The sequence below is a fragment of the Pleionea sp. CnH1-48 genome (assembly GCF_024124665.1).
Classification (GTDB): Bacteria; Pseudomonadota; Gammaproteobacteria; order Enterobacterales; family Kangiellaceae; genus JAMXSB01.
In genome coordinates, this window is record NZ_JAMXSB010000020.1 from 32,262 (window position 1) to 45,497 (window position 13,236).

Annotated in this window: 10 protein-coding genes and 1 pseudogene; 6 read left to right on the forward strand and 5 right to left on the reverse strand. The window is 44.3% G+C overall.

Annotated features, from left to right (window positions below; translation table 11 throughout):
• Positions 1–230: 230 nt before the first annotated feature.
• Entirely contained in the window at positions 231–2,117 is a 1,887-nt protein-coding gene (gene parE / locus NH399_RS24285) for a DNA topoisomerase IV subunit B (protein WP_253043968.1), read from the forward strand.
• A gap of 114 nt (positions 2,118–2,231) precedes the next feature.
• Positions 2,232–2,672, forward strand: a complete 441-nt coding sequence (locus NH399_RS24290) for an energy transducer TonB (protein WP_253043970.1) — start codon at positions 2,232–2,234, stop codon at positions 2,670–2,672.
• A 131-nt stretch (positions 2,673–2,803) separates the two neighbouring features.
• Here the strand turns inward: NH399_RS24290 and NH399_RS24295 are convergent, their stop codons facing one another.
• The 3 genes and pseudogenes from NH399_RS24295 to NH399_RS24305 all read right to left on the reverse strand — a co-directional run bounded on the left by NH399_RS24295 (position 2,804) and on the right by NH399_RS24305 (position 3,787).
• Complete coding sequence (locus NH399_RS24295; RefSeq protein ID WP_253043972.1) at positions 2,804–3,331, reverse strand: NADPH-dependent FMN reductase; 528 nt, start codon at positions 3,329–3,331, stop codon at positions 2,804–2,806.
• A gap of 45 nt (positions 3,332–3,376) precedes the next feature.
• Positions 3,377–3,550 (reverse strand): annotated as a pseudogene (locus NH399_RS24300) (VOC family protein); the annotation flags it as partial.
• 21 nt (positions 3,551–3,571) lie between these two features.
• Complete coding sequence (locus NH399_RS24305) at positions 3,572–3,787, reverse strand: VOC family protein (protein WP_253043973.1); 216 nt, start codon at positions 3,785–3,787, stop codon at positions 3,572–3,574.
• Positions 3,788–3,937: 150 nt separating this feature from the next.
• On the opposite strand from NH399_RS24305, the gene NH399_RS24310 reads away from it, so the two are divergent.
• The 3 genes from NH399_RS24310 to NH399_RS24320 all read left to right on the forward strand — a co-directional run bounded on the left by NH399_RS24310 (position 3,938) and on the right by NH399_RS24320 (position 8,365).
• Positions 3,938–4,843 carry a LysR family transcriptional regulator gene (locus tag NH399_RS24310; protein WP_253043975.1) on the forward strand — a complete coding sequence of 302 codons (906 nt, stop codon included), beginning with the start codon at positions 3,938–3,940 and terminating at the stop codon, positions 4,841–4,843.
• Positions 4,844–5,155: 312 nt separating this feature from the next.
• Positions 5,156–7,399 (forward strand): DNA topoisomerase IV subunit A, encoded by a 2,244-nt coding sequence (gene parC / locus NH399_RS24315; protein ID WP_253043976.1) that lies wholly within the window; start codon positions 5,156–5,158, stop codon positions 7,397–7,399.
• Between the two features lie 129 nt (positions 7,400–7,528).
• On the forward strand, positions 7,529–8,365 hold the full coding sequence (locus NH399_RS24320; RefSeq protein WP_253043978.1) for an HDOD domain-containing protein: 837 nt from the start codon (positions 7,529–7,531) through the stop codon (positions 8,363–8,365).
• A 56-nt stretch (positions 8,366–8,421) separates the two neighbouring features.
• Here NH399_RS24320 and NH399_RS24325 read toward each other — a convergent pair whose 3' ends face one another.
• Positions 8,422–9,807 carry a hypothetical protein gene (locus NH399_RS24325; protein WP_253043979.1) on the reverse strand — a complete coding sequence of 462 codons (1,386 nt, stop codon included), beginning with the start codon at positions 9,805–9,807 and terminating at the stop codon, positions 8,422–8,424.
• 117 nt (positions 9,808–9,924) lie between these two features.
• On the opposite strand from NH399_RS24325, the gene serB reads away from it, so the two are divergent.
• Positions 9,925–10,893, forward strand: a complete 969-nt coding sequence (gene serB, locus NH399_RS24330; protein ID WP_253043981.1) for a phosphoserine phosphatase SerB — start codon at positions 9,925–9,927, stop codon at positions 10,891–10,893.
• 71 nt (positions 10,894–10,964) lie between these two features.
• On the opposite strand, the gene NH399_RS24335 is transcribed toward serB, so the two are convergent.
• Positions 10,965–13,034, reverse strand: coding sequence for an EAL domain-containing protein (locus tag NH399_RS24335; protein ID WP_253043983.1), 2,070 nt, complete (start codon positions 13,032–13,034; stop codon positions 10,965–10,967).
• Between the last annotated feature and the right edge of the window lie 202 nt (positions 13,035–13,236).

Sequence of the window (13,236 nt, forward strand, 5' to 3'; positions counted from 1 at the left end):
ATCTCCGTTTGTTCCTAGTGGTTTTTTAGCGATGATTTCTGTGTTTTCTTATGGTTGAGGCTTTTGATATCTCGAATTTGATTATTGTGTAAACACCTTTTGAGTAACTTTCTTAGATTTGAATAAAAAGTAAGCGCTAAGGTGCTTTTTTGCTGGATTCCTCTTGCCATCCGCCAGCGAAATCGCCAACATTAGGAGCATTATTTCTTTTGCTGTTGATGTAAGGTGCAATGAGTCAAACTTATACCGCTGATGCTATTGAGGTGCTAAACGGTCTTGAACCGGTTAAAAAGCGTCCAGGGATGTATACGGATACTGCCCGTCCCAATCATCTTGGGCAGGAAGTCATTGATAACAGTGTTGACGAGGCGCTTGCTGGGCATTGTTCATCGATTACTGTTATTTTGCAGAAAGATGGCGCCATGGAAGTGGTCGATGATGGCCGTGGTATGCCCGTTGATATTCATCCTGAAGAAAAAATGCCAGGGGTAGAGCTTATTCTCACCAAGCTTCATGCAGGCGGCAAATTTTCTAATAAGAACTATCAGTTTTCTGGCGGCTTACACGGGGTTGGGATCAGTGTTGTTAATGCCTTATCCAGTCGTGTGGAAGTGCGTGTAAAGCGCGACGGCAAAGAATACGAAATTGCTTTTGAGAACGGTGATAAGGTTAGCGACTTGACTCAGGTGGGTGAAGTCGGCAAGCGCAATACCGGAACAACGGTAAAGTTTTGGCCGGATGCGCAGTATTTTGACTCAGCAAAGTTTTCGGTACCTCGTTTAAAACATTTGCTCAAAGCGAAAGCCGTTTTATGTCCCGGTTTAAAAGTAAAACTTCAGGACAAAGTCAACGACGAAGAAACGGTCTGGTATTTTGAAAATGGCCTGAATGATTACTTGATGGCGTCGAGTAAAGGTTTTGAGGCGTTACCCGAAGAGCCCTTTTTAGGAAGTTTTAGTAGCCAATCCGAAGCAGTGGATTGGGCATTGCACTGGCTACCAGAAGGTGGCGAAATGCTTGCAGAAAGTTACGTGAATTTGATTCCCACTCCTTTAGGTGGAACACACGTTAATGGTTTACGTACGGGGTTACTTGAAGCCATGCGTGAATTCTGTGAGTTTCGTAATTTGCTGCCCCGTGGTGTTAAATTAACACCGGAAGATATCTGGGAACGTTTAAGCTATGTGTTGTCGGTTAAGTTAGAGGATCCGCAATTTTCTGGGCAAACCAAAGAGCGTCTATCGTCGCGACAATGCGCCGCTTTTGTATCCGGTGTAGTTAAAGATTCTTTCAGCTTGTGGTTAAACCAACACGCTGACTTAGGTGTACAGTTGGCCGAGTTAGCCATCAGTAACGCGCACAAACGTATGCGTGCCGGAAAAAAAGTAGCGCGCAAAAAAGTAACATCAGGTCCTGCGTTACCAGGTAAGTTAGCGGATTGTCTTGGACAAGAACCATTAAACGCAGAATTATTTTTGGTAGAGGGCGACTCGGCGGGCGGTAGTGCCAAGCAAGCCCGCGATAAAGAGTATCAGGCGGTCATGCCACTGCGTGGAAAAATTCTGAACACCTGGGAAGTTGATGGTCTTGATATTCTTGCCTCGCAGGAAGTGCATGATATTTCTGTGGCTGTCGGATTAGATCCTAACTCTGATGACTTGTCCAAACTTCGCTATGGAAAAATTTGTATCTTGGCTGATGCGGACTCTGACGGTTTGCACATTGCGACTTTGTTATGTGCGCTCTTTGTGCAGCACTTTAGAGCCTTGGTTGAAGCAGGACATGTTTATGTGGCAATGCCACCGCTTTATCGTATTGATTTAGGCAAAGAAGTTTTTTACGCACTTGATGAAGATGAAAAGCAAGGCATTCTGGATCGTATCGAAGCTGAGAAAAAACGCGGTAAAGTGAATGTGCAACGCTTTAAAGGATTAGGCGAAATGAACCCCTTGCAGTTGCGCGAAACAACCATGGCACGCGACACTCGTCGACTGGTTCAATTGACTGTTGATGACCCAGAGCAAACTCATCAGATTATGGATATGTTATTAGCAAAAAAACGTTCTTCTGATCGCAAAGAGTGGTTAGAGTCGAAAGGTAACATGGTTGAGTTATAATATATTGCGGAATGTAAAAAAGCCTCACTAAGTAATGAGGCTTTTTGTTTAATACATGAAATTATTAGGGTACGGAGTTACCCATAGAATTCTTAGGTAAAAAGGAAAGAAAAAATGAGTAAGCATTGGAATCTAGTAACTACGATGGTAATTAGTGCCTTGTTAGTCGGATGTGCAACAACAGAGCCAAGTTATTTAACAGAGAATAAGCCCATTTCTACTCAATGGGTAGAATCTCAATGTGGATTTGAGCTGGATAAATATGGAAAACCTGTTGCCGGGTCAGAGGAACAGAACACTCTTGTTCCTATTAGCACTTCGCCAGCTCCCCGTTATCCTAAAAAAGCAGCACTCGAAGGTATTGAAGGGATGGTGACTATGGAGTTCGAGATCAACAAAGAGGGGAGCGTTTCTGACGTTCGAGTTCTTTACTCTAACCCTCACAACGTATTCGAAAAAGCCGCTGTACTGAATATATTAGAATCGAAGTTTGCTCCAACATCTGAGGATAAAAAGCGCTGTCAGTTATTTTCTATGGAATTTAATATGGGATAATAGGCTGCGATTTTTTTAGTAAGGCCTCATATGGTTGAGGCCTTATTTATTTTTATTAAACAAGGTTCTGCTATTGTTTTTTCAAATACGAAGTTACAAGTTTTCCCTCGCCTGCTGTATTTGATTCATTTCTATCTCATCAATGAATTTAACACATTCATTAACTCTTGCTTCTTCTCTTCATTTCTAAGCTCCTGCTTCTCTACATCAAAGTGATCAAAAAAGCTGGCAATAGAAAGAGATCCTTTTAACTCTCCGCCAAAATAAGGAGCTGAGGTAGTGGCGGTTGCCAATACGTTTTTAGCTCCTCCAGGTCCGGGAGAGGTGGCGAGCATGACCATGGGTTTGTTTTGATAAACCTTGGCATCAATGCGTGAAGTCCAGTCATACAGGTTTTTAAAAGCTGCGGTGTATGAAGCATTATGTTCGGCAAAAGAAATTAACAAGGCATCGGCTTCGCCAATCTTTTTGTAGAATCGGTGGGCGTGGTCTGGGATGCCCTGTTCTTGTTCTTTATCAATGCTGTACAGAGGCATTTCATAGTCATTGAGATCCAGCATCTCTACGTCCACATTACTCAGTTGCTGAGTGGCGTAGGTGACCAGTTGTTTGTTGATGGATTGGCGACTGCTGCTGGCTGCAAAAGCTAATAGTTTCATTATGGTTTCTCTTTTTAAAATGGCTGAATTCAATAATAGAAGAAGTTATGCGATATCGCTTGAGGCTCGAACCTCGGTAAACTCAATGACATTGTTATCGGGATCGCGAATAAAGAAAGAAATGCCGTAGGGATGTGTCATAGGACCTCCGCTGAGTGGGATACCTAGGTTTTTCAGATGTTGAAGAACCTGTTCTGAGTCAGAAATTTCTAACGCGACGTGGGTGTATCCCGTATGTTTTTACTCAGTGTCCATCAATACATTGAGGTTCTCTGTTTGATTTCCGTTTAGGATGAAATTGATATTGATACCGCTTGAGTGCTCAACGATGGCGACAGGCTCTGGACCTATTGGGCCGATAACATAGCGAAACCCTAGCTGCGCGTAAAAGTCTCTTGCCACTTCAAAGTTATTGACTCGTAGCCCGATGTGATTGATGCGTTTGATATCGTTCATGAAAATTGGCTCTTATGCGGTAATTAAGAATATGGGAAATACTATAATTGATATTCAATAAGTGATTAATAAGGCTATTGTTTATAGATTGTTTCCAAATGACTGCTAATTAGTGCTACTGTTGGCTGTATCTATAACAGTGGAGAAAGCATGTTAGCGACTGATCTCTTAAGTGGAATGGTGACCTTTGTCAGTGTCGTTAGAAGCGGTAGCTTTACCAAAGCGGCGCAAGACAGCGGCCATTCTACGTCTTTTATAAGCAAAGAAATCAATAAGCTAGAAGCGAGACTGGGCGTCAGACTTTTACATAGAACCACGCGCTCTTTGAGCCTGACTCCTGAGGGTGAGCTGTATTTTCGTCAGTGTGAGCATATTGTTCAGGAAGCAGAGCTCGCCGAACAAGCACTTGGCGGACGCCAACTAGAGCCAAAAGGCACTTTAAGGCTGACATGTCCCGTCAGTTTTGGACTATCTCGTTTGCGCCCTGTGTTAGCGCAGTTTATTGAACAATATCCACAGGTTCAGCTTGAGCTCGATCTCAATGATCGTAAGGTGGATATGGTGGCGGAGGGCTTTGATCTGGCTATCCGGGCTTCGGGGCAGCTCGAAGATTCCAGCTTGATATGTCGGCGCTTTATGAAATCTCAAGGGGTCGTTCTTGCGGCACCTAAATATCTGAAAAAGTTTGGTACCCCGAAACACCCTGAGGAGCTGCGTGAGCACAAGGTAATCAGCTACAGTAACCTGAGTCAGCCTAACGTATGGACCTTTGAGCATGCAACAGAGCCAGATATGAATGTTTCTCTGAACTGCCAGGTGATTACCAATAGCCCCGAGCTGGAATTGTCTTTGTGTGTAGAGGGTGCTGGCATCACTCGACTGCCATTGTTCAATCTGGAAGATGAACTACAAACAGGGCAGCTTGTTGAGCTGTTTCCTGATTATAAGCGGCCCGTCATCGATATCTTTCTGGTGTACCCCAGCCGTAAACACATGTCTGCAAAAGTCAGGTGTTTTATCGATTTTATATTGGAAACGTTTACCGATGAATCTTAGCTATTGGGCTTCTTTGAGTAGATTTTAATCATAGTGAAGACTGGGTTGTTCGAATATTAGACATTTTTTAAAAGGGAAGCATGCTTGGTCTGTTTGAATCTTCCGAGATGCGATTTCGCTCTGGAATTGGTGGCAGAAATGTTTGATACTAGGTTCAACTTAATATCGACTATTTGCAGCAATAGCTCACCAAAAAGCATCTTAATCATCATTCTTATGAAGCTTACAAATGCTATGGGTATAAAGTAAATTATCCAGTGAGCTTATTATATAAGCTGCTCAGTTACTAACCATAATCAATAGAGAGTAGGCATGGATTTAAGTTTTGAAGGCGTCGAACGTCAATCCCTGGCTGAGTTTACCGAAAAAGCGTATTTGAATTATTCCATGTACGTCATCATGGATCGGGCGCTGCCGCACATTGGTGATGGCTTAAAACCAGTTCAAAGACGTATCGTATATGCAATGAGTGAGCTGGGCCTAAAAGCGTCAGCAAAATACAAAAAGTCAGCTAGAACGGTAGGGGATGTTCTTGGTAAGTTTCATCCTCATGGTGACTCGGCTTGTTATGAAGCCATGGTACTTATGGCACAGCCTTTCTCTTACCGTTATCCTTTGGTTGATGGGCAGGGTAACTGGGGATCGCCCGACGACCCTAAATCCTTCGCCGCTATGCGTTATACCGAATCGCGTCTAGCTAAATATTCTGAAGTATTATTGTCTGAACTTGGGCAGGGCACCGTTGACTGGCAGCCTAACTTTGATGGCACTATGGTTGAGCCCAAAGTATTGCCCGCTCGATTGCCTAACTTATTGCTTAATGGAACCACTGGGATCGCTGTTGGTATGGCGACCGATGTGCCGCCACACAATTTGCGAGAAGTGGCCGATGCGTGTGTTCATCTGATCGAAAATCCAAAAGCTGAGCTAGATGATATCGCCCAATTTATCCAGGCTCCAGATTACCCCACAGAAGCCGAAATTATTACGCCAAAAGCCGACATCCATAAAATTTATAAAACGGGCAAAGGCTCTATTAAGATGCGTGCGGCTTATACCATAGAAGATGGTGAGGTGGTTGTTAACGCCTTACCGCATCAGGTCTCTGGCACTAAAATTTTGGAACAAATTGCGCAACAAATGCAGGCCAAGAAATTGCCAATGGTGAGTGACCTGCGTGATGAATCGGATCACGAAACACCGACGCGTTTTGTGATTGTACCCCGTTCGAATCGGGTGGATCTTGAAGCTCTGATGAATCACCTGTTTGCGACAACGGATCTAGAAAAGAATTACCGCGTTAACATGAATGTGATTGGCATTGATGGCCGTCCGCAGGTAAAAGGTCTGGTTCCATTCTTATCTGAGTGGTTGGTTTTTAGAACGGAAGTCGTACGTAAGCGTTTGCAGTTCCGTTTAGATAAAGTTCTCGATCGTTTACATATTTTAGAAGGTTTGCTTGTCGCGTTTTTAAACATCGACGAAGTGATTGCTATTATTCGTAACGAAGACAAACCTAAACCTGTTTTGATGGAACGTTTTGGTATCAGCGATCGTCAAGCCGAAGCGATACTGGACTTAAAACTTCGCCATCTCGCCAAACTGGAAGAAATGAAGATCCGCGGTGAGCAGGATGAGCTAGAAAAAGAGCGTGAGTTGTTAGAAAAAACGTTAGGCTCTGAGCGTCGCATGAAAACGTTGTTAAAGAAAGAAATCAAAGAAGCGGCAAAAGAGTATGGTGATGAGCGTCGTTCACCGTTAGTCGAACGTGGCGAGGCCAAAGCCTTAACGCAAAGTGATTTAATGCCGTCTGAATCGGTAACGGTTGTGCTGTCAGAAAAAGGCTGGGTTCGTAGTGCAAAAGGTCACGAAGTCGATGCCGAAAAGCTCAGTTATAAAGCCGGCGATGCCTTCTTTGCCAAAGCTCTGGGTAAGAGCAATCAAAACGTTGTGTTTTTAGATTCTACGGGTCGCAGCTTCTCGCTGCTGGCCCACACCTTGCCATCTGCTCGAGGTCAGGGTGAGCCTCTAACGGGGCGATTTAATCCGATAGCAGGAGCGACTTTTGTATCAACCTTGATGGGAGCGGGAGAAGAGCAATATCTGATTACCTCCGATGCCGGTTATGGCTTTGTTGTGAAATACGAAGACATGGTCACCCGAAACAAAAACGGTAAAGCGTTGCTTAACTTGCCGTCTGGTGCCAATGTATTGCAGCCAAAACCGGTGATGGATTACGCTGAGCAACTGTGTGTGTCGGTGAGCAACGAAGGCCGTTTGCTTGCGTTCCCCATCAGAGATTTACCTTGTCTATCAAAAGGTAAGGGCAACAAGATCATCAGTATTCCCGCATCACGTTTGCAGAGCCGCGAAGAGTTTGTCGTTGATATTGCCGTCATGTCTGAAAAAGACGAGCTGATTGTTCATTCTGGTAAGCGTCATCTGCGTCTTAAGTTGAAGGACCTGGAGCATTATCGTGGTGAGCGTGGACGTCGTGGTAACAAACTGCCGCGCGGATTCCAGAACGTCACCAAATTGACGATCGAGTCAAAATAACCTTTCAAAATCAACCGTTTGTTGCTTTCTTTCTTCTGGCAAACGGTTGTTTTCTCTCTATTCCTGTTCAGGAAAAACTCCCGATTAGCTTCTATTATTAATGAATGACTAATGATATGAAGATTGATCGTGGACAACGAAGACATTCTTAAAGGAATTTATATTCCGCCGCAGCCGAAAATCATTGATGAGATCCGCATGGTAGGGGCCGATCTGGATGCCATTGCAGAAAAAATCAGTGCCGATCCTGGAGTGAGTGCTGCGGTATTAAAAACTGTTAATTCACCCTATTTTGCCCTCAATCAGCGTATTGCATCTATCAATCATGCTGTGGTGATGTTGGGTATAGAAAGAGTGTTAAACCTGATAAAGGCTATGTTGCTCAAACAATCTCTAACCACCAACGAAAGCTCTATTAATATGGATACTTTTTGGGAGTCTTCGTCAGCGACGGCCATTGTGTCGTCTGCGGTGTGTCGGCAGCTGAATCTGGGAATGGCTGATGAAGCCTATACCTTAGGTTTATTTCATAATTCGGGAATGCCAATCATCGCGCAAAAAGAAGCAAACTATATGAAGATTGTTGAGGCTTCTTATGCTCGAGAAGACGGCGGAATTACTCGAGAAGAATTTAAGAATATTGGTATGCACCACGCAGCAGCGGGGTATCGATTAACAAGAGTCTGGAAGCTGCCCCGGCTTATTTCCGATGCGGTAAAAAATCACCATTCCGTGGAGCGCCTGCTGGATGACACCTCGGTGGAAAATCCACAATTAAAAACGTTAGTCAGTATTCTTAAAATTGCTGAGCACATGGTCAAACTAAGCCAGCGTCTTGGCGGGCAAACCAAGGAATACGAGTGGGATAACATAAAAGCGGCTGTGTTAGGCTTTTTGGGATTGAGTGAGTTTGATCTGGAAGATCTGGAAGATGCCGTAACTTATATGTTGGGCAGTATTCCTTAGGTCCTGTGCGTTACAATCGAAACATTCAAGCAAACTGAGCGGGCTCCGAAACAACCTCACTCATCGGTGGTTGAAGTCTCTCCCCAAAATTGATTGAACAGAGTATAACTTTGACGCTCTACCAGCGACCATTCTGTATTGTCTAAAGCGACACGCTGTTCGTTATTGGTGAGTGGCAGACTGTTGTCGCTGTCGATGCTATCAGCATCGACCAGATATTCTTTAACAGCCGTTTCTAACTCGACCCCCACGCTTAATTCGTCAATGGTTTGATGACTCAGTTCTTGCAGTGTTTGAGTGATAACGTCACCGGCGAGTAAGCCACTGCGTTGAATGAGGGTATATTGGCCCTGTGTCAATCGGCCTCGAACATTCACCTGAGAGGTTTTGTTGTGGCGATGATAACGCAACACAATGTGTTGCAGAGTGAGTGCAAAGTGCAGTGATGCGGGGACGTCTTGCTGAGGGAGCAACACAGTAAATTCTTCTCGGCTTTGTTGTATTAGCGTGTATCCGTGCATTGAACTCAATTGGCTGAGTAGTTGATACCAGTGATCCTGTTCCTGCAGTTGTTCTTGTAAAGTCTGGTTATCATTTTCAAATCCACCCAGTCGCAATATAAGCAGGCTGCTGGATCGTTCTTGCAGCGTCGGAGGTTGCAGTGACTTAGCTGGAAGCCGAGGTGGTTTAAAGTGCAGATCTGGATCGATGGCTTCTGGGCTTTGTTTTATTTTTTGTGCAGCTTCGGCAAGGCTTGAAGTGGGGGGCGTCGATGTTTTGTCTGCGACGACTTGCTCGACTTTAGTTGGTTGCGTATAAGCTTTGCGTCGTTTGTAGTGACCATGTATTGCGATGATTAATACAAGTAATGAAGTAATGCCAAAGCCAAGCAATGTCATGCGGGTGATGTGGTAGCTTCTGTCGCGCAATTGTTGCTCCATAAACTGGCGATTAAGCGTGACACGAAACCAGCCCGAATGAGTTTTTTCCCAATAAATATTTTCCATAAAAGGGACTTGAGAGGAATTAAAACTAGGCAAGTAGCCCGTTAACAGGGTTCGCAGCTCATCTGAGCTTTCACTGGATTGAGTTGGTTCAGGAGCATCCTCTGTCGTTGGTGATTCTGCGGTTGTTTTTGAGCGTGCCAGCAGTTGTCCATCCAGTCGAAAGACAGAGGCTTCTGCTATAAAGTCAGATTGAGCAATGCTGTCGACTAAGCCCTGCAAGAAGAGTTTGTCTTCTGCCACTAGTGACTCTGAGCTGGCATCGGCTGCAAATCGCGTCATAGTTTGCCCAAACTCAGAAACACGTTGATTGAGTATGGACTCCATTTGTTGTGTCAGCCACAGCCAGCCACAAATGAAAACAATGCCTGATAAGAGCAGGTAGGCAAAAAATGGCTTAAAAAATGACGGCGATGGATGGGGCTGAGGTTGGCTCATTAAGCAAGAATCGTTAAAGGTATTTAGGATTGATTATGCGTTTTTTTAACTGCTGGAGCAATACAGTCTGTTGCGGTAAACTGCTTTATCATTCAACTCTGTATCACATGGCTATATATGACCGCTCGATTGCTTTCTTCGTTAAATCAACACCAAACTATCGATTTAAGAGGCTTGTCTCCTGCTATTGAGCAGTTCTCGCAAGTACCTGGCTGGCGGAGTGTTTTACGAATATGGCCCTGTGACGAAGCGCTAGAAGTCGCACTCTTTCAACAATTAACTTTATTAAGTGCAACACAGGTATTTATCGAGCAGGTTGACGAAGCGCAACAATTTATCGAGTTGTATATTGCCTATGAGGGCGAAGATGCTGCATTTAACTCGTCGTTATCTACCTGGCTGTCTGAGTTGCCCATCAATTATTGTGTCCAGACTATGACGGCTCGAAAAGCATCACATAAGCCAGCTCTGATGTTGTTTGATATGGACTCCACATTGATTCAGATGGAGTGTATTGATGAGCTTGCTCGACGTCATGGCTTGTTCGAACAGGTTGCCAGTATTACTGAGTCTGCCATGCGAGGTGAGCTGGACTTTGAACAAAGTTTACGTAAGCGCGTAGCTTTATTAAAAGGTTTACCTGTAAGTGCTATTGATGAACTAGCTGATGCATTGCCCCTCACAAAAGGCTTGAAAGAGTTGGTCAAAATAGCAAAACAGAACAATATTTATCTGGCTATTGTGTCTGGTGGATTTGTTCCTTTTGTTGAGCGTTTAAAGCAGGATTTGGCATTTGATTTTGCTCGCGCCAATCAATTAGAAGCGCGAGATGGTGTACTCACGGGGGGGCTCATTGGCACTATTGTGGATGCCGAGAAAAAACGAGAAACCCTACTGGAGTTATGCCATACGCTTGGTATTGATATTGAGCGCGGCTGGGCAATTGGCGATGGTGCCAATGACCTTAAGATGATGTCGGCAGCAGGGCTGGGTATTGCGTTTGATGCCAAACCTAAAGTTCGGCAGCAGGCTACGGCAGGTATTTGGGATGCTGATATGACAGATGTTATTCGCTTACTGAAATAAATTGAACAGCATAAAAAAACGCGAGCTCTAGCTCGCGTTTTTTTATGCTTGGCTGTTAAGAGATTTTAAAATTAAAACTCGCTTGCCTCAAAGTCGTAATCCAGTTCGTTAGTAGGCCCTTGTAGATAAAAGCCCTGAATATAATGCACACCCACTGGCCACAAAGCGGCCAGACTGCCAGCGTCTTCGACCATAGGCACGATAGAGTGGATGTCTCGTTGATGGGCCTCATTACAGATCTTTGTAATGCTTTCTACAGCTTCGGGCTCTTTACCCAGGTTCAAAGTGATATCGCCATCGGCAAAAACGAAGGTAGGTAGCAGTTGATCCAATAAACTGATGTGATCATCGGTGTTAGCTACATGGGTAATTGCTAAGCCAATACGAGCTTTCTTTAGCGCATTGTTGAGTGTGATAACACGCTTCAAGTAAGTCATGGCATCGTTCGCATTAACCTGAAATACAATCGACGAGGTAGGCAGCTTAACGGCTTTAATTACGTCTTGAATATATTTCATCAGGGTATCGTCAGTCAGCGAGCTGCCAGAGAGATAAATAAAGATCGTTGGCTTCTGTTGGCTATTACTCTCTTTGAGGGTTTTTAGCGCTTTCATGATCACCCAGCGATCCAATTTGGCCGCAAGACCTGCTACCTGAGCTATAGGGAATATTTCGTTAGGTGAAACTTCTTCGCCTGTTTCGGTTTGTACCCTTAGTAGAGTTTGGTACAAGGCTCGAGTTTCGCTGTGCAGTTTAACGATAGGCTGAAACATCAAATGCATTTTGCCGGACTCAATGGCTTCATGCAGTTTCTCTATCATTTCTCCGTTCTTAGAATCGCCTTGATCTATCATGCGATTAAAGACTTTTACTCCGTCGCCTTCTTTCACTCTCAAACAAGAGGCGTGAGCGTTAGAGATAAGTTCTTTCGCATTGTTCGACTGATCGCCGACGGGGCAGATACCAATACTAAAAGTAAGTCGTTGAGTTTTGCCTTCTAGCTCAAACAGGTGGTCGCGCACAGAGACACATAAGTTTTCAGCAAAGCTTTTGGCGCTGTCTGGCGATTCTTCTTCGACCAGTAACATGTAAGAGCTGTTGCCAAAGCGCGCGATCATGGTGTTATCTTCGGATTGCTCGCGGAACCAGTCTGATAAATCGCGAGCCAGATCGTCTGTGCCTGCGATACCGTAAGAGCGGCTGATTTCGTCAAATTGATCGACTGCCACAAACAACAGGTGGCTGCGCTGGCCTGACTCAGCACTGGTACTAATAATCTCGTCCAGCTGTTCTTGAAAATAGTTTTGATTGTAGAGGCCTGTCATGACGTCCTGAGCACTGAGTTCTTTCACTCGTGCTTCAAGCTCGGCACTGTCGGATGTGGTTCGAATCAATACCTGAGTACATTCCTCGTTGTCGTAGGATGCATTAGATAAGGTCAAAATCACTTCAAACTCTGACATATCGGCTTTGACGCCTTCGCAGGCAAACTGATTATTAGAAGGTTTTTTGGCGTACTGTCTTAAAAAGCCCTTAAAACCTTCGTGAGAATCTGAGCTGATCATGTCCATCACGGGCATGCATAAGAGTTCGTCTGGATCTTCGAAGCCAAAAAGCTCGACATAAGACTGATTGGCGTAGATGTGCATGCCATCATGGATATAGGCAATGGCATCCTGCGAACTGTCGAGCAACAGATTGCAGCGTTTTTCTGTTTCTCGTAATTGTGATTCGGCTTTTTTACGAGCTTTGCGCTGTTGGAGATTTTCTAATTCCCGTTTCGCCACCAGATAAACGCGCTCCTGGCTTTCAAAAGAAACCGCATCCTTAAGCCCAATTTGTAAGGCATTTATTAAAGTGGCTTCATCCTCTTTATCTGTAATTAAGATGATAGGAATGTCACGGCCGTGCTCATTGACTAAATCTGCTACTTTACTGGCGGGAAGTGATTGCAGGCTGGAACGACAAAAACAAAGATCCCAAGATTGTTTCTCTAAGGCCGTTTGTAAATCATCCTCTTTGATAACCTGAGTTGCTCTAACTGCGTATCCTCGATTCCTAAGAGTGGTGATCAAGGTTTCTGCATCATTTGATGAAGACTCCAGCATTAAAAGATGGATTGGAGTGATGTCACTAGCCATTAATTGCCGTTTATCCTATTTGTTATGCATCATGCAAATCTTTGAGTGATATGGACGATTGTAGCGAAGAATAGGAAACTTTGGAACGCAGTCGCTAACGAAAAATACGGGAATGAGAAAAAAGTTTAGCTTTTGTTAGACTCAGCTAAAAAAATTTATCAATCTCAAAATGATATGTTTTGCCGCGACAACAGGTTAGACA

Coding starts and splice junctions, on each gene's coding strand:
- NH399_RS24325 (WP_253043979.1), bottom strand. CDS start 9,807: ATGAGCCAACCTCAGCCCCATCCATCGCCGTCATTTTTTAAGCCATTT.
- NH399_RS24305 (WP_253043973.1), bottom strand. CDS start 3,787: ATGAACGATATCAAACGCATCAATCACATCGGGCTACGAGTCAATAAC.
- serB (WP_253043981.1), top strand. CDS start 9,925: ATGACCGCTCGATTGCTTTCTTCGTTAAATCAACACCAAACTATCGAT.
- parE (WP_253043968.1), top strand. CDS start 231: ATGAGTCAAACTTATACCGCTGATGCTATTGAGGTGCTAAACGGTCTT.
- NH399_RS24310 (WP_253043975.1), top strand. CDS start 3,938: ATGTTAGCGACTGATCTCTTAAGTGGAATGGTGACCTTTGTCAGTGTC.
- NH399_RS24290 (WP_253043970.1), top strand. CDS start 2,232: ATGAGTAAGCATTGGAATCTAGTAACTACGATGGTAATTAGTGCCTTG.
- NH399_RS24295 (WP_253043972.1), bottom strand. CDS start 3,331: ATGAAACTATTAGCTTTTGCAGCCAGCAGCAGTCGCCAATCCATCAAC.
- NH399_RS24335 (WP_253043983.1), bottom strand. CDS start 13,034: ATGGCTAGTGACATCACTCCAATCCATCTTTTAATGCTGGAGTCTTCA.
- parC (WP_253043976.1), top strand. CDS start 5,156: ATGGATTTAAGTTTTGAAGGCGTCGAACGTCAATCCCTGGCTGAGTTT.